The organism is Ruegeria sp. BC3, from assembly GCF_056539265.1.
On the sequence record NZ_JBQFUP010000001.1, the window covers coordinates 881,474 to 898,677 of the forward strand.

The window sequence follows — 17,204 nt, forward strand, 5'->3', positions numbered from 1 at the left end:
GATGGAGCTCAAAGCGGGAGGGGACAATGCGCCTGACGCTGAAATTCACGATACCGGTCGAAAAGGGTAATCAGGCCGAAAAAGACGGCACGCTTGGCCCGGCGATTGACGCTTTGGTAAAACAGGTGAATGCCGAAGCTGCCTATTTCGCGCTTGAAAATGGCAAACGCATGGGGATCGTCATTTTTGAAGAAACCGATCAGGCCCGCATGCCTTCTATCAACGAACCGCTGTTTGCCGCGCTGGATGCAAGCATCGAAATCCAACCTGTGTTAACGTCGGCTGACCTCCAACGCGCATTATAAACCGCTTGTAACTGCAAAGATTGAGGACCCCATGCTACGCCCTGCTGTTCTGATTGCTTTCCTTTTGGCCACGCCGACCCTCGGTACAGCCGCCACCTGTGGCAATACCGGCAGCGGGTTCGAGGCATGGAAAAGCGACTTTGCCAGGCAGGCCAAGCGTGCGGGTGTAAAAAAGAAGGGGCTGCAGGCTTTGGCGCAGACGCAATATGCCACGCGCACGATTGCAGCCGACAGAAACCAGAAAAGCTTCAAGTATTCTCTGGATAAGTTCATGCGTGTTCGCGGTGCAGATACGATCGTGGCGCAAGGGCGCAAACGAAAGGCGCGCAACCCGCAATTCTATGCGGCGCTTGAACGCCAGTATGGAGTTCCTGCCGGGGTTCTGATCGCCATTCACGGGATGGAAACGGGGTTCGGGAACTTCATGGGCGACAGTCAGGTTGTTTCCGCAATCACAACACTCGCTTATGACTGCCGACGGTCCGATTTCTTTATCCCCCACGCGATCGGGGCGCTGAAACTGGTCGATCAAGGCAGCATTACGACCGCCACAAAAGGGGCAAAACATGGCGAACTTGGGCACACCCAGTTTCTGCCCGGCAACGCGATGAAATACGGTGTTGATGCCACAGGCGATGGTCGCGTGGATTTTTACAATATGACCGATGCATTGGCCTCGACCGCCAATTTTCTACGTAAGAAGGGGTGGAAACCGGGACGTGGCTATCAACCGGGTCAGCCAAACTTTGCCGTGATACAACAGTGGAACGCAGCCTCGGTTTACCAGCAATCCATCGCAATTATGGCCGCCCGAATCGACGGTTGAGGCAGCCCAGACAATCGGGCAATTGCGGCAGATTTCGGCCACATTGTCGCCACAGACATTAAACGGCCCCTAAAAAGCCTAGGTTTCCATAGCGTAATCAATCCCGGCGATTTCTCATTTTTTTCCATTTTTGCCCAAATCTGCCCCAGATCGCTTGTTAGATTGTTTCCACGACAGGATGCGACAAAGGACAGCGCAGTGACTCCGAAGCACAGCTATCACGGTGGTCTGCAATTCAGCGGTAAGGCCGAAGACGCCATTGAGCGGTTCAGCGATATCGTTGCCAAGACCCTTGAGGACTACGGTCACCTGATCGAGCGCAAAACCCTTTTGAACAGCACCGAAGCCAGCATCGTTTCCAGTCAGTATCTGGTACGCCTGACCTTGGACACTCGCGTTGTGGATACCGAAGACCGGTACGAACGCCTTAACCGCGCGGCCGGCCTGAAGACGATCCCAAAGCCCGTCGTAACGCTTCCGAAGAACCGACTGACAATCACCGTAACTCCGGTATCCCCCATACTGGATGACAGCGAAGTCTCTGAACTGATGCTGGTGGTGATCCTCTACCGAATGGTCGACGTTTGTGCGACGCAGCGTGTTGAATGGCTGTCGCCCAACACCGTTTTGACCATCGAACAATTCATGAGCGCGTTTGACTCTTTGACCCCCAGCAAGCCGCGCAACAGAAAGCAGATTTTCGAGGCAGTGACAGGCCCGTTTGCCGGGCTGGACGTTACTGACGCAGAAGACCTGGATGAGCCAGAAAAACAGGCGCTGAAACCAGTAGCCCGGCCGATCCAGCTGTCGGATGAGCAGTTGCTCAGCATCGCTTTTCGGACAGAACCTATCGAGCAGAATACCGATCGGGACGACACGCCCCCCCTCGACCATGAGCGACCCAGTGACATTCTCCGGCTATCCAGCTGGGGATTGACGGGTGCCGTGGCAAGCGTGTCGGTCCCGATTGCGGTCTCGTTGGCCGCTGTAAACCTGATCAAGGGCGAAGACTTTCGCCTGAATACTCAGGTGCTGGCGTATACGGTCGCGATCTCCGCTCTCAGCACAAGCGGAGCACTCGCGGGCGTCGCCGGCGCTCTGGGCCTCTAGCCCAGTTATCAATGACCCTCCTTGGAGGCCCCGCCGTCAGGCGGGGTTTTCCATTTGGGCCACCCGCTCCGCTGAAAGCACATAGGTATGAATGGAAAACACAACCGCCTGCGTTTGCGGCAGGCGCAGCAGTGTCTGCCGCTCACTACGTAGATACTTCGCCGAACTGGCGGTCTGCGGGTCGCGACGTTCATTTGCGCTACGCGGCTGATGCAGCTCAGCATCCTCGTACCAAAGCGCATTGAAGCGCCACAACGGGCGCCCCGGTTGTATCCCGTCAAACAGCCGCTGAACGCGTCGGGCAATGTTCTCGTCATAGCTGTCCACGGGGATATGAATGTCGATGAGGGGCCGCATGAACTTTTCGGACAATGTCCAACTGGCGGGAAAACAAAGAATCGCACCTGTAAGCACATGTTCGTCGCCATGTTTTTGGAGGATGCAGAAGTCTTCTTGCACCAGTCGACAGAGCGTCTCCAAGGGCCGATCGCGGTCCACCGACACGCTCTGCCCGTCCGGGCGGGTCACGTGATCGGTGCTGTCTGGATAGACTTGGGCAAGGACCAGATCCAACAGCTCTTGCGCAGCGGGAATTGCAGCAGGATCCTGCGCCAGTACATCCGAACGTCGGCTTGACAAAAGCCGGTCGCGGTGTTGCATCTGTGCGGCGAACGCGTCGTCGCAGTGTAACCAGCTGTCCATGCTGGCTGGCTGAATGCCGGGCAAGGGACGCTGTTCCAATGGGTTAAACGGGATCGTGGTCTGTAGAATGCAGGTCATGAAGATGACCTATCATCAGAAATCCGGCCTGTCGGTCAAAAAGCGACGATCGCGCGGTCGCAATTTTTCAAGACGGCGCTCGATTGATTCTCCACGCTGAGTACAGGCAGGGAGGCCGCCATGAATCAGCATTACCGTGACACTCGCAAAATTGACCCAACCAAGGGCGCAACCCTTGGCGACGGCACCCCGAACGAAAATGATCGGATCGAGATCGGCCCGACCCAGCTGGCGTTTTCCGAATGGGAGCAGGCCGGGCTTGCCCTGCCCGATCTGGCGCGCATGCGTGAATACCGCTGGAAACGGCTGACCCAGGCCATCGTGGATCGCGGCTATGGGGGGTTGCTGGTCTTTGACCCGCTCAACATCCGGTACGCGACGGACAGCACCAACATGCAGCTGTGGAACACGCATAACCCGTTCCGCGCGGTTTTGTTATGCGCCGACGGGTACATGGTGATCTGGGACTACAAGAACTCTCCGTTCCTGTCCAAGTTCAACCCCCTGGTGCGCGAGCAACGCTCAGGCGCGGATCTGTTCTATTTTGATCGCGGCGACAAAGTGGACGTGGCCGCCGATGTATTCTCGAACGAGGTGCGCGTTCTGATCGAAGAACACGGCGGCGGCAACAAGCGTCTGGCTGTCGACAAGATCATGCTGCACGGCCTGCGATCGCTTGAGGCGCAGGGTTTCGAGATCATGGAGGGTGAAGAGCTCACCGAAAAGACCCGTGCCATCAAAGGTCCGGATGAAATCCTTGCCATGCGCTGCGCCAACCACGCCTGCGAGACCGCCGTTGCCGAGATGGAGAAATTCGCCCGCGCCAACGTGGGTGACGGCAAGACCTCGGAAGATGACATCTGGGCTGTCCTGCACGCCGAAAACATCCGTCGCGGCGGTGAGTGGATCGAAACCCGCCTGCTGGCTTCGGGTCAGCGCACCAATCCTTGGTTCCAGGAATGCGGGCCTCGGATCACGCAGAAAAATGAGATCATCGCCTTCGACACCGACCTGATCGGGTCCTACGGCATCTGCATTGATATCTCTCGGACGTGGTGGATCGGCGACGAAAAGCCCCGTGCGGACATGGTCTACGCGATGCAACACGCGCATGAACACATCATGACCAATATGGAAATGCTGAAACCCGGCGTGATGATCCCCGAGCTGACGGCCAATGCGCATAAACTGGATGACAAATTCCAGGCGCAGAAATACGGCTGCCTCATGCATGGTGTCGGTCTGTGTGACGAGTGGCCTCTGGTCGCCTATCCGGACAAGGCAGTGGCAGGATCATACGACTATCCGTTGGAACCCGGCATGGTCCTGTGCGTCGAAGCCGCCGTTGGCGAGGTCGGTGGCGATTTCTCGATTAAGCTGGAAGATCAGGTTCTTATCACCGAAGACGGATATGAGAACCTGACCACCTACCCCTTTGATCCGCAGCTCATGGGGCTGAGCTAACGTCTCAGTTGGGCCAATGCGACCGCCGGACATTGCCGTGCCAGTCCTCGGACACGGGCGCGGCAATTTCCGTTGTGCCCGACGAAGCGAGCGGCCAGTTCTGACCAATCGAAAACCCGATCACTCCGGTCAGCGCGATCGCTATCAAAACGTCCGGACGCAGCACCACGCCCCTGGGTTCAGATACGGTATGTGCCATGTGAGCCTCCTGAGCTGAATAAGTGCCATGACCGCAACATGGGGGCGTTCTAAAAATAAGTGAAACGAATATTTATTTTACTAACCATCACAAATATTGATTTATCGAGCTCACACTTTCACACGCAAACCTGTATCCAATCCTCACCTTCCCGTGACGCGTCTTACAATGGGGTTGAGAGCCCATACGGATGCACTCAGTATTAGGGCATCCCGCCAAGTAAGGAACCGCCATGCCCACCGAACGCATTACCTTTGCCGGTCACGACGGCAACCAACTGGCCGCGCGCCTGGATTTACCGGATGGGCCGGTTCTGGCGACGGCTTTGTTTGCACACTGCTTCACCTGTTCCAAAGACATCCCAGCCGCACGCCGGATTGCCGCGCGGCTGGCCGCTATGGGCATTGCTGTGCTGCGGTTCGATTTCACCGGTTTGGGGCATTCCGGTGGCGAGTTTGCCAACACCACCTTTACCTCAAACGTCGAAGACCTGATCGCGGCGGCGCAATATCTCGCGGGCCGCAATATGGCCCCTGCTCTTTTGATCGGTCATTCGCTGGGTGGCGCTGCAGTACTGCGCGCCCGTGCCGGGATTCCCAGCGTCAACGCCGTGGTGACATTGGGAGCGCCGGCCGATCCCGGCCACGTCTCCCATCACTTTGAAGGCGCGCTGCCGGAAATTGAACAGGCGGGCTCTGCCGAGGTCATGTTGGGCGGGCGTCCGTTCCGCATTGGCAAAGCGTTCGTCGACGATATCTCCGAGACGGCCCTGCTCCCGGCGATTGCGGAACTGAAGGCCGCCTTGCTGATCCTGCACGCTCCGCGGGATGAGACCGTCAGCATCGAGAACGCCAGCACAATTTTCCTGGCGGCCAAACACCCCAAAAGCTTTGTGACGCTTGATGACGCCGATCACCTGATCACCCGCGCTTCAGATGCTGAATACGCGGCGGATGTGATTGCGGCCTGGGTAAAGCGCTATGTCAAACTTTGCCCGCCAGCCCCGCCTCCGGGCGCACCAGAGGGCGTTGTGCGCGTAACCGAAGCGGACCCCGAAGGCTTTCTGCAAGACATTCAGTCCGGTCCACGGCATCATGCGGTCGCGGACGAGCCCGCGTCCTACGGCGGCACCGATCGGGGCATGTCGCCTTACGGTTTCGTGTCTTCAGGTTTAGGTGCCTGTACGTCGATGACAATCCGCATGTACGCGCGGCGCAAACGCTGGCCCCTTAAGGGCATCACAGTCGATGTATGCCACAACAAGGTCCACGCGCAGGACGCCGGACTTGCTGGCGAAGGCAAGGTTGATCAGTTCCGTCGCAAAATCCGTCTTGAAGGCACGCTGACCTCGGATCAGCGCGCGCGACTGCTGGAAATCGCGGACAAATGCCCGGTGCATAGAACACTGGAAGGGTCAGCCCAGATTACGACCGAGCTGCTGGACTGACCCGATGCCTCAGCGTCGCCCCGCGGGACGGTGGATCGGCGGTCTCGCCGCCGGAGGCCGTGCAACAGGCGGTCGGGGCCGGTTCGGCGGCCGCGAGATCGGCGGTCTGTTGGGCGGTTTCGCAATGGGCGGAACGGGACGCGCCGGGGGACGACCGTCGGGCGGCCGGGGACGATCCGGGCGGTCGATATCAATATCCACGTTGACGTCGTGATAGTAGTCGTTCCACAGCATCGAGTCATAGAACGGGTCGTACCCATACCCCACGCCAACGGTCACGCCATCACAAGCCGAAAGTGTCAGGCTGGCCGCTCCAAGTCCAAGGGCAAGGGTTGCGCGCTTGATCAGTTTGCGAGTCATTTGCGCCTCCTCACTGTAGGGACCGGAACGACGCAAATACGGCGTTCAGGTCGTCCACATAAGCCGGATCGGCCCCGTCGCGCAGGATCGCGACGGCAACGGCCACCCGGCCGTTTGGCAGGTCAATTACAGTCGCGGTGAAGTTCACGCCTCGCCTTTCCCGCGTGCCTGAACCCCGGATCACACGCGCAGGCAAACCGCCAATCCGCGTCGTGCTGGTCCCGGTCACTGTTGGGTCTTTGACCAGAAACTTGTCGATGTCCTGCAGATACCGAAGACCATCGTCGATCGAGGCCACACCCACCGGCGATACAAAGCCCATCCAGACGCTATCGTCAGTGACGGGCCGCAGCCCCATCACGCGGGCGACCGCGCGGGGATCGGCCAGTTCAGTGTCCTCAATCTCGCGCGGGCCACCTGTGCGCAGCGCCCAGAAATCTGGAACCGAAAAGCTGAACAATGCACGACCGCTGTCGGTGTAAGTGACCGGAGTATCCGCTGAAGCCGGGCCTCCACCCGACCAAAACGCGGCGCAAAGAGCCAGCGCCGAGATAAATTGTATCCGCATATTGAAATAACCTAATTGCTTGATCGCCGTCAGGTTGACCCGCACGGCATTGATTTGTCCAGTTGTTTCAGTCGGTGAAAACCCCGTCCGTCGTGCCGCCGTTATCGTCCACGAACCGGATCAAATCACCACTTTGCTGCACGTCGTAGCAGGCCCAAAGATCGGATGGCGGCCAGAGCGAGCAATAGCGATCCTCACGCACGGCCCAACGGCCAGCACTGGGGCGCCCCGAAAAGTACTGTGTCAGCATCGTGTCGTCGAAGGTTTTCCAAATACCCTGACCGTAATCCAACTTTTGTCCCGTCAATGCCGTAAGAATCTCTTCCCCGGTCAGCGGTCAGAACTCCTCGGCCGTCAGAAAACCGGGCCAAAGGGCCAAAATCAGGGCAAACCGTCTCATATTCGCACTCACGCCTTGTTCGTTGGCCTGCGCGGGTTTAAACCCCGCCGCATCGCATCCTGCCAAATCACAATAAGGTGCCGCTGCCAATGATTCCACGCTATTCCCGCCCCGATATGGTCGCCATCTGGTCGCCCGAATCCAAGTTCCGCATCTGGTACGAGATCGAGGCACATGCCTGTGACGCCATGGCCGATCTGGGCGTGATCCCGCGCGAGAACGCCGAGGCTGTCTGGAAAGCCAAGGACGTGGAATTCAACGTCGCTCGTATTGACGAAATCGAAGCCGTTACCAAGCACGACGTCATCGCCTTCCTGACCCATTTGGCCGAGCATGTCGGCAGCGAAGAGGCCCGTTTCGTGCATCAGGGTATGACGTCTTCGGACGTGCTGGACACCTGCCTAAACGTCCAGCTGACCCGCGCCGCTGATCTGCTTATCGCCGACCTCGAAGGTCTACTGTCCGCCCTAAAACGCCGCGCGATCGAGCACAAAGACACCGTCCGTATTGGTCGCAGCCACGGCATCCACGCAGAGCCCACCACCATGGGTCTGACCTTTGCGCGCTTCTACGCCGAAATGGACCGCAACCTGTCGCGGATGCGCGATGCCCGTGCCGAAATCGCAACCGGCGCGATCAGCGGTGCGGTCGGCACCTTCGCCAACATAGACCCGCGTGTCGAAGAACATGTCTGCGACCAGCTGGGCTTGGTCCCCGAACCGATCAGCACCCAAGTCATCCCGCGCGACCGTCACGCAGCGTTCTTTGCCACGCTAGGCGTCATCGCCAGCAGCATCGAAAACATTGCCATCGAAATCCGCCACATGCAGCGGACCGAGGTGCTGGAGGGGGCCGAGTTCTTCTCGATGGGCCAAAAAGGCTCCTCGGCCATGCCGCACAAGAAAAATCCGGTCCTGACCGAGAACCTGACCGGTCTGGCGCGTATGGTCCGCGCTGCCGTGATCCCCGCGATGGAGAACGTGGCGCTCTGGCATGAGCGCGATATCTCGCATTCCTCGGTTGAACGGATGATCGGACCCGATGCTACAATCACGCTGGATTTTGCGCTGGCCCGCCTGACCGGTGTGATCGACAAGATGCTGATCTTCCCCGAGAACATGCTCGAGAACATGAACAAGTTCCCCGGCCTGGTGATGAGCCAGCGTGTACTGCTGGCCCTGACACAGGCTGGTGTCAGCCGCGAAGACGCCTATGCCATGGTTCAGCGCAACGCGTTGAAGGTTTGGGAACACCGCACCGATTTCAAAGAGGAACTGCTGGCTGACCCGGATGTCACCGCTGCGCTGAGCCCTGAAGAAATCGAAGAAAAATTCGACCTCGGGTATCACACCAAACACATCGACACGATCTTCGCCCGGGTATTCGGCGAATAAACCTCGCCTGATCAAACGGTTCGCATGGCCCGGTTCGCACAGCGCGTTCCGGGCCTTGTTCTTTTGCCAGATCGCGCAAAACCGGCTATGATGTTTGGAAATGTCCGATACAGGAGATCCGACATGATCCGTACTTTGATCTGCGCACTGGCCCTTGGTTGCTCAGCCTCGGTCGCACTGGCCTGCAGTGGTCATTCCAAGCAAACTCAATCCTGCGCGCCTGGCACATTTTGGGATGCTGAAACCCAAACTTGCGCCAAAATTGTAAACAGCTGAGAAAAAATTTTCCTATTCGTGAATAAACGCGAGCCTTCGGTTGTTAGCTTTTTTGAAGATCGCACTATGCTTTCTTAAAGAAGCCCCGAAAACGGAGTAGGAAAATGCGTCTAGTACTCGCTTCAGCCATCGCCCTTCAGGCCTTTGCCGTCGCGCCGGTCGCGCTGGCTGCCGGAGGTGACAGCAGCAGCCCGCCAAAACCGACCAACACCACCAAGAAGTGCCTGTTCGGCCGCGTCTATGACAAAGACGCCGGACGCTGCGTGAAGCCCGACAAAACCAACTTCTCCCAAGACGAGCTGTATGATGCCGTGCGCGAACTGGCCTATGACGGTCAACTCGAAAACGCGCAGGAAATCCTGCGTGTCATGGATCAGAACGACGACCGTGTTCTGACCTATTGGGGCTTTACTTTTCGCAAAATGGGCGAGCTTGATCTGGCAAACGCCTATTACTCGGATGCCATTGCGGCGAACCCCGACAACCTGCTGGCCCGCAGCTACATGGGGCAGGGTTTTGTGACCGAAGGCAAAACCGATCTGGCAATCGCTCAGTGGCGCGAAATCAAGGCGCGCGGCGGTGAAGGTACCTGGGCCGAAGCATCCCTGCGCGAAGCGATCCAGACAGGGCTGACCTACAGCTACTAGGCTTCAGCCTTTCTTTACCCGTTTCCCGATACTCTGCCTGTGGAACAGAATCTTGGCACCACAGGCAGATGCAGGACACAAACTCTTTGGTACAACTTGCGCCGGGGGCATCCGCCCCTGTCGCGGACAGTCGGGATGTCGACGCACCCCGTGTCATTCCCAAAGCGCTGAGCAATCGGCAAAAGGCAGCCGTCGTTGTACGCCTTCTGCTGAATGAGGGCGCAGATATTCCCCTGGAGGAATTACCAGACAATCTGCAGGAAAAGCTGACCCATCAGCTTGGGCAGATGGGTCTTGTGGACCGGGTCACACTGGCATCCGTCGCGCATGAATTTGCCGAAGCGCTGGACAGCATCGGTCTGTCCTTTCCCCATGGGCTGGCCGGAGCGCTGGATGCGGTCAGCGACCGGATCGCCCCTGCAACTGCGGCCCGGTTACGCAAAGAGGCTGGAGTGCGCCAAATCGGTGATCCCTGGCAAAGGTTACGCGAAATCCCAACCGAAGACCTTGCCGATATGGCGCAGGCCGAAAGCACCGAGATCGCCGCCGTCATGCTGTCCAAACTGGAAACGGCCAAGGCCGCACAATTGCTGGGACATCTGCCCGGCCCCATCGCCCGGCGCATCACCTATGCGGTGTCCAAGACGGCAAACATCACCCCCGAAGCGGTCGAGCGGATTGGCTGGTCGCTGGCGGCGCAACTTGATCAGCGTCCAGCCACAGCCTTCAGCGATGGTCCCGGCGTGCGGGTCGGGGCGATCCTGAACCAATCTGCAGCCGCCACGCGCGACGGGCTTTTGACGGCACTGGACGAAGAAGACACGGATTTTGCCGCCGTGGTGCGCCGTTCAATCTTTACCTTTGCCCACATCCCCGCGCGCATCTTGCCACGTGATGTCCCCGCGGTTCTGCGTGGTGTGGTTCAGGCTGATCTTGTGACCGCACTGGCCGGGGCCGCCACTGACGAAGACAAGGGCGCGGTCGATTTCATGCTGTCCAATATGTCCAGCCGCATGGCCGACAATCTGCGCGAGGAAATTTCAGAACGCGGCAAGGTCAAACTCTCCGAGGCTGAGGACGCCATGACTCAGATCGTTGGCGCTATTCGCACGCTGGTTGATGAAGGGGCCATAACCCTTATCGAGGAGGACAGTGAAGACTGACTTCCACCCATGTGCTTCGCAACGCTTGTGGTTGTGGTTTCTGCCTTGTATGTCTGACCCGGCAAATCGCAACAGCCGGTGAGACCAGAATATGCCCGTCGAAAAGTCGGAACTAAGCCGCAAAGAGCTTAGAAAATACTACATCACCGGATTGTTCATGAAAGGCGTCATCGGGGCCATGCGACTGCTGCCCTATGAAGCCCGCCTGGCGACCATGGGTGCGATTGCGCGGGGTCTGTCTCCGTTGATTGGCTTCACCAAGCGGGTGCGCAGCAATCTGAAATTGACTTGCCCGGACCTCCCCGAGGATGAGGTCAAGCGGATTTGCCGCGCCGTGCCCGACAATGCAGGCCGCGCAATCATGGAGCATTTTTCGCCCGAAGGTTTCACCGAGCGCCAGCGCAATGCGAAGGTCAGCGGCTCCGGCGTTGCGGCCTTTGATGCGGCCATTGCCGAAGGCCGCCCGATCATGATGATCACGGCGCATTTCGGTCACTACCTGGCGGCCCGCATCGCCCTGCAAGAGCGCAGCGGCCAACCAATCGGATGCCTGTACCGGCGCATGGCAAACCCGTACTTTAACGACATGTATGTCGAGGCGTTCTACAAGACCGGCTCACCCATGTTCGAACAGGGCCGCCGCGGCATGGTCGAAATGGTGCGTTCGCTCAAGAAAAACGAGATCATTGCGATTGTCTCGGATCTGCACGCACATGGTGGCGAAGAACTGACGTTCTTTGGCAAACCCGCTGTGACTTCGGTGCTGAATGCAGAGCTGGCTATGAAGTACAACGCCGTTCTGATCCCGTGCTATGCCGTGCGTCAGCCCAATGGTGTGGACTTTGAAATCGTCCTGCACGACCCGGTTCCGCACACGGACCCCAAGACAATGACCCAGTTCACCAATGATGACCTTGAAGCCATGGTGAAGAAGCACATGGGGCAGTGGTTCTGGATTCACCGACGCTGGAAGACGTGGAACGGGCTGGGCGTTCAGCCCGAGGACATGCCCTGATCACTTGACCCGCGTGGCCGCAACGATCGGGCCATGCCCGGCCCTCTGGACCAAAACCACAGCGGGCAGATCCGACGTCAACGTGACTGAAAACGCCTGAGGGGTTGCCCCATCCCATTGTCCGGCCATATGCCAGTCTTCGACCACATTGGCATAATCCAGCTCATGCCCAGCCAACTCTCCGCGCCGGATCGATGCATGGCGCATCGGCGAATACTGGATGACCCGCACGTTGTAAGTTTCACCGGCAGGCAATTCGACCGGCGTAACGCTCACTGTCACATCATCCCCTGACCGCGTTGCCGAGACCGAAGCCTGTGCTGCCGCCTTGAGGTGCGCGTTGATCAGACGGTCCAACTCGCGCGATTGCGCCCCGACCACGTCCTGTTGCCCGTTCACCACCATCTGAGGCGTATAGATCATCGACCGCCCGCCCTCGCGGGCATAGGCGCGCTGACGTAGTGTGTGATCGGGGTCAGCGTATTCGTCTTTCCAACCGATATAGTCCCAGTAATCCACGTGTAGCGCCAGACCAATCACGTCATCCCGTTTGGCCAGATCATGCATGATCCGATCCGCCGGCGGACACGACGAACACCCTTGCGAGGTGAAAAGTTCGACCACAACCGGGTCATTCTCGGCCACAGCGGCGGTGGCGAGGAAAAAGGAAACAAGTGCGGTTGCGCGAACAGATTTGATCATTATGGGTCTCAGGTTTTTGGCTGGGTGCACAGTTTGGTTTAGCGGCATGCCCGTTCAACCTCCAATCAAGGTTTCTTGAGACATGCGACCCTCGCGCCTCTTAAAATCTGTGTGCAATGGTATACATTAGGCGCAGCGCATCGCCTTGGTTCTTGAACCAAAGGCTTTGGTGATGCAGATATCACTTAGCGAATCCCGAGACCTAAGTCATTTCAGAGGGAGGCCACAGATGCCCATCAAAGTCGGACAAGATACTGCCAAAACACGCCGCAGCCTAAGCGTGAACGGTAAATCCATTTCCTATTACTCGATCCCCGCCGCGCAAGAGGCAGGTTTGGGCGACTTCGCGCGCCTTCCCGCCGCGCTCAAAGTGGTCTTGGAAAACATTCTGCGGTTTGAGGATGATGGCTTTTCCGTCTCGGTCGACGACATCAAAGCCTTTGGCGAATGGGCGACCAACGGCGGCAAGAACCCACGCGAGATTGCCTATCGCCCTGCCCGCGTATTGATGCAGGACTTTACCGGTGTTCCGGCCGTTGTCGATCTGGCCGCGATGCGCGATGGCATCAAAGGGCTGGGTGGTGATGCACAAAAGATCAACCCGCTGAACCCCGTGGATCTGGTCATCGACCACTCGGTCATGATCGACGAATTCGGCAACCCGCGCGCGTTCCAGATGAACGTGGACCGCGAGTATGAGCGGAACATGGAGCGTTATCAGTTCCTGAAATGGGGTCAGTCGGCCTTCAACAACTTCCGCGTTGTGCCTCCGGGAACCGGCATCTGTCACCAGGTGAACCTGGAGTATCTGGCCCAGACCGTCTGGACCGACACCGACCAGAACGGGGATGAGGTCGCCTACCCTGACACGCTGGTCGGCACCGACAGCCACACCACCATGGTCAACGGCATGGCCGTTCTGGGCTGGGGTGTCGGCGGGATCGAGGCTGAGGCCGCGATGCTGGGTCAACCAATCTCGATGCTTATCCCCGAGGTTGTGGGCTTTGAACTGACCGGCTCGATGGTCGAGGGCACTACTGGCACCGACCTTGTTCTGAAGGTCGTTGAAATGCTGCGCGAAAAGGGAGTCGTCGGCAAGTTCGTCGAGTTCTACGGCGAAGGTCTGGACCGTCTGCCGCTGGCTGACCGCGCGACGATTGCCAACATGGCCCCCGAATATGGCGCGACCTGTGGTTTCTTCCCCATCGACGGTGAAACCCTGCGCTACATGCGCAACACCGGCCGGGATGAGGAGCGTCTGGCGCTGGTCGAAGCCTACGCCAAGGAAAACGGTCTCTGGCGTGATGAGAACTACGCCCCGATCTATACCGACACGCTGACGCTGGACATGGGCACGATCGTCCCTGCGATCTCGGGTCCCAAACGCCCGCAGGACTATGTCGCCCTGACTGACGCCAAGGCGGCTTTCACCAAAGAGATGGCCGAGACCTTCAAGCGCCCGATGGGCAAACAGGTCGAGGTCAAAGGCGAAGAATACGGAATGGAGTCGGGCAAGGTCGTGATCGCCTCGATCACCTCCTGCACCAACACCTCGAACCCCTATGTGATGATCGGGGCCGGTCTGGTGGCGAAAAAGGCGCATGAGCTGGGCCTGAACCGTCAGCCTTGGGTCAAGACATCTCTGGCCCCCGGCTCGCAGGTTGTGTCCGAGTATCTTGAGGCCGCAGGTCTGCAGCAGCATCTGGACGCCATCGGGTTCAACCTTGTGGGCTATGGCTGCACCACCTGCATCGGTAACTCCGGCCCGATCCAGCGTGAAATCTCCGAGGCGATTTCTGAGGGCGATCTGGTCGCTACTTCGGTCCTGTCAGGCAACCGAAACTTCGAAGGCCGGATCTCTCCCGACGTGCGCGCCAACTATCTGGCCTCTCCGCCGCTGGTGGTGGTCTATGCGCTGGCAGGCACGATGGATATCGACCTGACATCGGAACCGATTGGGCAGGACAAGAACGGCAATGATGTCTTCATGAAAGACATTTGGCCGACCCAGAGCGAGATTGCCGAACTGGTCGAAGCAACCGTGACCCGCGAGGCGTTCCAATCCAAATACGCTGACGTCTTCAAAGGTGATGACAAATGGCAGGGCGTCGAAGTTCCGCAACAGGAAACCTATGACTGGCCTCCGACCTCGACCTACATCCAGAACCCGCCTTACTTTCAGGGCATGGGCGCCGAACCGGGCACGATCTCGAATATCGACGGAGCGAAGGTTTTGCTGATCCTCGGCGATATGATCACCACCGACCATATTTCACCCGCAGGATCGTTTGCCACGACCACACCGGCCGGCAAGTATCTAACCGACCGTCAGGTGCAACCGCGCGAGTTCAACTCTTACGGCTCGCGCCGCGGCAACCACGAAGTCATGATGCGTGGCACATTCGCCAACATCCGTGTCAAAAACGAGATGCTGGATGGTGTCGAAGGCGGCTACACCAAAGGCCCCGATGGTCAGCAGACCTCGGTCTATGAGGCGTCGATGGCGTATCAGGAACAGGGCGTTCCTCTGGTGGTATTCGGCGGTGAACAGTACGGCGCGGGGTCTTCGCGGGACTGGGCGGCCAAGGGTACGGCGCTGCTGGGCGTGAAGGCCGTGATAGCCGAAAGCTTTGAGCGCATCCACCGTTCGAACCTGGTAGGTATGGGCGTCATCCCGTTGGAATTCACTGGCGGTGACACCCGCAAAACGCTGGGCCTGAAGGGCGACGAAACCGTCTCGATCCACGGTCTGGACACGGTCGAACCGCTGCAAGAGGTGCCCTGTACCATCGTCTATGGCGACGGCACCGAGAAGACGATCACGCTGAAATGCCGGATCGATACCGCGCCCGAGATCGAATACATCGAAAACGGCGGTGTGCTGCAATACGTCCTTAGGAACCTGGCGAAAGCAGGCTAAAAGACCAAAGCCCCGGCCTCTGCGCCGGGGCTTTTGCATTCAGGACCTCACGTCCAGACCCAAGAAAAGAGCGCGTGCCGAAGGCACGCACCGCCTAGTAACGGTTCGGTTTACTGACCGGCTTTTTCCAGGGCCGGGCGAATGGTGTTTTCGATCACACGCTGAGTGATCGGGCCAGCGAAACGTAAAATGATCGTGCCATTTCCGTCCACAACATAGGTCTCGGGCACGCCATAAAGGCCCCAGTCCAGCGCCATGCGACCCTGCTCATCCCGCCCTATGGCCTCGTAAGGGTCACCCAGCTCGGTCAGGAACGCATCCGCATTGGCCAGTTGGTCCTTGTAGTTAATGCCATAGACCGGAATGCCCTCTTCCGACAGCGCCTCAAGGTTTGGGTGCTCGGCCCGGCACGGTGCACACCAGCTGGCCCAATAGTTCACCAGCTTGACCTCGCCATCGCGCAAGGTGGCATCGTCGAACAGCGTCTTTCCCGGAAACTCGGTCAGAACGACCGGCGGGGCAGGCTGACCTTCGCGCGCTGATGGCAGCGCATTGGGATCTTCGCGGAACATGCCGATCCCCGCCAGTACGGCAAAAGCACCGAAGATCAACGGCGGAGCGATCATCAATGGTGAAATCTTAGCCATTGCGCGTCATCCTGTTTTCAACCTTTTCCATCTCGGCCCGGACCTTACGGCCACGCAGGACCGAGAAAACCACAAGGGCAACCAACAGCACCAGAGAGGCCGCATAAGACCACAGGACAGCGTCCGCATATTTTCCAAGATCGGGCATCATCCGCTAACCCTTTCCCGTGCCAAAAGCGCCTTTATCCGCCGTGCCCGGATTTCAGTTCCGGTCCGATACAGCACAAGCGCAATGAACAGCAGAACAAACCCGACCATGCACAGCAGCAAAGGGTAGAAGTAGATGTTCGAGACCTTTTCTTCCGTATCCGCACCGGTCACCGCTGCGGCACGCATCACCGAAGCCCCCTGATGCAGGCCCTGGTTCCAGAAGTTCACGGCATATCGGCTAAGAAGCGCAAAAACCGACCCCACCAGACACAGGACAGAGGTCAGGTCAGCCGCCGTGTCAGAATCTTCGATCGCTTCCCACAGGGCGACGTAGCCCAGATAGAACAGGAACAGGATCAGGAACGACGTCAGACGCGGGTCCCACGCCCACCATGTGCCCCACATCGGCTGACCCCAGATCGCGCCGGTTGCCAGAGCGATCAGTGTCATCACGATCCCGACCGGAGCTGCAGCACGCGCGGCCAGCGCACTGACATGGTGGCGTCGCACCAGCCAGACCAGCGAAGTTACCAGCATCATCAGCCAGCAATTGATCGCCATCAGCGCCGCAGGCACATGCAGGTAGATGATCTTGACCGTTGAGCCTTGCTTGTAATCATCCGGCGTGAAGAAGAACCCCCAGACCAGGCCAACGACTAGGCAAATGGCGGACGAAATCCAGAAAACCGGCAGAACCCGTTCGCTGGTTGCCAGGAATTTTCGTGGGTTGGCGTATTCCCAGAGGGTGTTGGCTTTGGCTGCTATAGACATGGGCCTTACTTAGTCCGAGTCGTGCTTGTTCTCAATTGACATCAGTCAAACTGCGACCGC

The 17,204-nt window shown here is 58.5% G+C and carries 19 protein-coding genes; 10 read left to right on the plus strand and 9 right to left on the minus strand.

Going from position 1 to position 17,204, the window contains the following annotated elements:
• Positions 1-26 precede the first annotated feature (26 nt).
• The 3 genes from ACR0MV_RS04365 to ACR0MV_RS04375 all read left to right on the plus strand — a co-directional run bounded on the left by ACR0MV_RS04365 (position 27) and on the right by ACR0MV_RS04375 (position 2,241).
• Positions 27-305 (plus strand): hypothetical protein, encoded by a 279-nt coding sequence (locus ACR0MV_RS04365; protein WP_480701086.1) that lies wholly within the window; start codon positions 27-29, stop codon positions 303-305.
• Between the two features lie 31 nt (positions 306-336).
• Entirely contained in the window at positions 337-1,131 is a 795-nt protein-coding gene (locus tag ACR0MV_RS04370) for a lytic murein transglycosylase (protein WP_480701087.1), read from the plus strand.
• A gap of 198 nt (positions 1,132-1,329) precedes the next feature.
• Positions 1,330-2,241: a hypothetical protein gene (locus ACR0MV_RS04375; protein ID WP_475202468.1), complete on the plus strand. Its 912-nt coding sequence runs from the start codon at positions 1,330-1,332 to the stop codon at positions 2,239-2,241.
• Between the two features lie 36 nt (positions 2,242-2,277).
• Here the strand turns inward: ACR0MV_RS04375 and ACR0MV_RS04380 are convergent, their stop codons facing one another.
• On the minus strand, positions 2,278-3,021 hold the full coding sequence (locus ACR0MV_RS04380) for a heme-dependent oxidative N-demethylase family protein (protein WP_480701088.1): 744 nt from the start codon (positions 3,019-3,021) through the stop codon (positions 2,278-2,280).
• A gap of 120 nt (positions 3,022-3,141) precedes the next feature.
• Between ACR0MV_RS04380 and dddP the strand changes: the two genes are divergently transcribed.
• Entirely contained in the window at positions 3,142-4,485 is a 1,344-nt protein-coding gene (gene dddP / locus ACR0MV_RS04385; protein WP_170468604.1) for a dimethylsulfonioproprionate lyase DddP, read from the plus strand.
• Positions 4,486-4,489: 4 nt separating this feature from the next.
• Here dddP and ACR0MV_RS04390 read toward each other — a convergent pair whose 3' ends face one another.
• On the minus strand, positions 4,490-4,684 hold the full coding sequence (locus tag ACR0MV_RS04390) for a hypothetical protein (RefSeq protein ID WP_480701089.1): 195 nt from the start codon (positions 4,682-4,684) through the stop codon (positions 4,490-4,492).
• A 232-nt stretch (positions 4,685-4,916) separates the two neighbouring features.
• Between ACR0MV_RS04390 and ACR0MV_RS04395 the strand changes: the two genes are divergently transcribed.
• On the plus strand, positions 4,917-6,131 hold the full coding sequence (locus ACR0MV_RS04395) for a bifunctional alpha/beta hydrolase/OsmC family protein (RefSeq protein ID WP_480701090.1): 1,215 nt from the start codon (positions 4,917-4,919) through the stop codon (positions 6,129-6,131).
• A 9-nt stretch (positions 6,132-6,140) separates the two neighbouring features.
• Here the strand turns inward: ACR0MV_RS04395 and ACR0MV_RS04400 are convergent, their stop codons facing one another.
• From ACR0MV_RS04400 to ACR0MV_RS04410, 3 genes are all read right to left on the minus strand, one after another.
• A complete protein-coding gene (locus ACR0MV_RS04400; RefSeq protein WP_170428127.1) occupies positions 6,141-6,491 on the minus strand; it encodes a hypothetical protein in 351 nt (116 codons plus the stop codon).
• 10 nt (positions 6,492-6,501) lie between these two features.
• Complete coding sequence (locus ACR0MV_RS04405) at positions 6,502-7,059, minus strand: hypothetical protein (RefSeq protein WP_480701091.1); 558 nt, start codon at positions 7,057-7,059, stop codon at positions 6,502-6,504.
• A gap of 67 nt (positions 7,060-7,126) precedes the next feature.
• Positions 7,127-7,366: a hypothetical protein gene (locus tag ACR0MV_RS04410; protein ID WP_480701092.1), complete on the minus strand. Its 240-nt coding sequence runs from the start codon at positions 7,364-7,366 to the stop codon at positions 7,127-7,129.
• A gap of 182 nt (positions 7,367-7,548) precedes the next feature.
• Between ACR0MV_RS04410 and purB the strand changes: the two genes are divergently transcribed.
• The 4 genes from purB (at position 7,549) to ACR0MV_RS04430 (ending at position 11,954) form a co-directional block, all read left to right on the plus strand.
• Positions 7,549-8,853, plus strand: a complete 1,305-nt coding sequence (gene purB, locus ACR0MV_RS04415; protein ID WP_480701093.1) for an adenylosuccinate lyase — start codon at positions 7,549-7,551, stop codon at positions 8,851-8,853.
• A gap of 380 nt (positions 8,854-9,233) precedes the next feature.
• A complete protein-coding gene (locus ACR0MV_RS04420; RefSeq protein WP_480701094.1) occupies positions 9,234-9,776 on the plus strand; it encodes a tetratricopeptide repeat protein in 543 nt (180 codons plus the stop codon).
• 68 nt (positions 9,777-9,844) lie between these two features.
• Complete coding sequence (locus ACR0MV_RS04425; protein ID WP_480701095.1) at positions 9,845-10,939, plus strand: flagellar motor switch protein FliG; 1,095 nt, start codon at positions 9,845-9,847, stop codon at positions 10,937-10,939.
• Between the two features lie 91 nt (positions 10,940-11,030).
• Complete coding sequence (locus ACR0MV_RS04430) at positions 11,031-11,954, plus strand: lysophospholipid acyltransferase family protein (protein ID WP_480701096.1); 924 nt, start codon at positions 11,031-11,033, stop codon at positions 11,952-11,954.
• Here the strand turns inward: ACR0MV_RS04430 and ACR0MV_RS04435 are convergent, their stop codons facing one another.
• Positions 11,955-12,656 carry a DUF1223 domain-containing protein gene (locus ACR0MV_RS04435; RefSeq protein WP_480701097.1) on the minus strand — a complete coding sequence of 234 codons (702 nt, stop codon included), beginning with the start codon at positions 12,654-12,656 and terminating at the stop codon, positions 11,955-11,957.
• A 229-nt stretch (positions 12,657-12,885) separates the two neighbouring features.
• Here ACR0MV_RS04435 and acnA point away from each other — a divergent pair, with 229 nt between their 5' ends.
• Complete coding sequence (acnA, locus tag ACR0MV_RS04440) at positions 12,886-15,576, plus strand: aconitate hydratase AcnA (protein ID WP_480701098.1); 2,691 nt, start codon at positions 12,886-12,888, stop codon at positions 15,574-15,576.
• A gap of 110 nt (positions 15,577-15,686) precedes the next feature.
• Here acnA and ACR0MV_RS04445 read toward each other — a convergent pair whose 3' ends face one another.
• Genes ACR0MV_RS04445 through ACR0MV_RS04455 form a run of 3 tightly spaced genes read right to left on the minus strand, consistent with a single transcriptional unit; the run spans position 15,687 to position 17,144 of the window.
• On the minus strand, positions 15,687-16,223 hold the full coding sequence (locus tag ACR0MV_RS04445) for a DsbE family thiol:disulfide interchange protein (protein WP_480701099.1): 537 nt from the start codon (positions 16,221-16,223) through the stop codon (positions 15,687-15,689).
• On the minus strand, positions 16,216-16,374 hold the full coding sequence (gene ccmD, locus ACR0MV_RS04450) for a heme exporter protein CcmD (protein WP_170428156.1): 159 nt from the start codon (positions 16,372-16,374) through the stop codon (positions 16,216-16,218). The genes ACR0MV_RS04445 and ccmD overlap by 8 nt, the downstream gene beginning before the upstream one ends.
• Positions 16,371-17,144: a heme ABC transporter permease gene (locus tag ACR0MV_RS04455; RefSeq protein ID WP_480701100.1), complete on the minus strand. Its 774-nt coding sequence runs from the start codon at positions 17,142-17,144 to the stop codon at positions 16,371-16,373. The genes ccmD and ACR0MV_RS04455 overlap by 4 nt, the downstream gene beginning before the upstream one ends.
• Between the last annotated feature and the right edge of the window lie 60 nt (positions 17,145-17,204).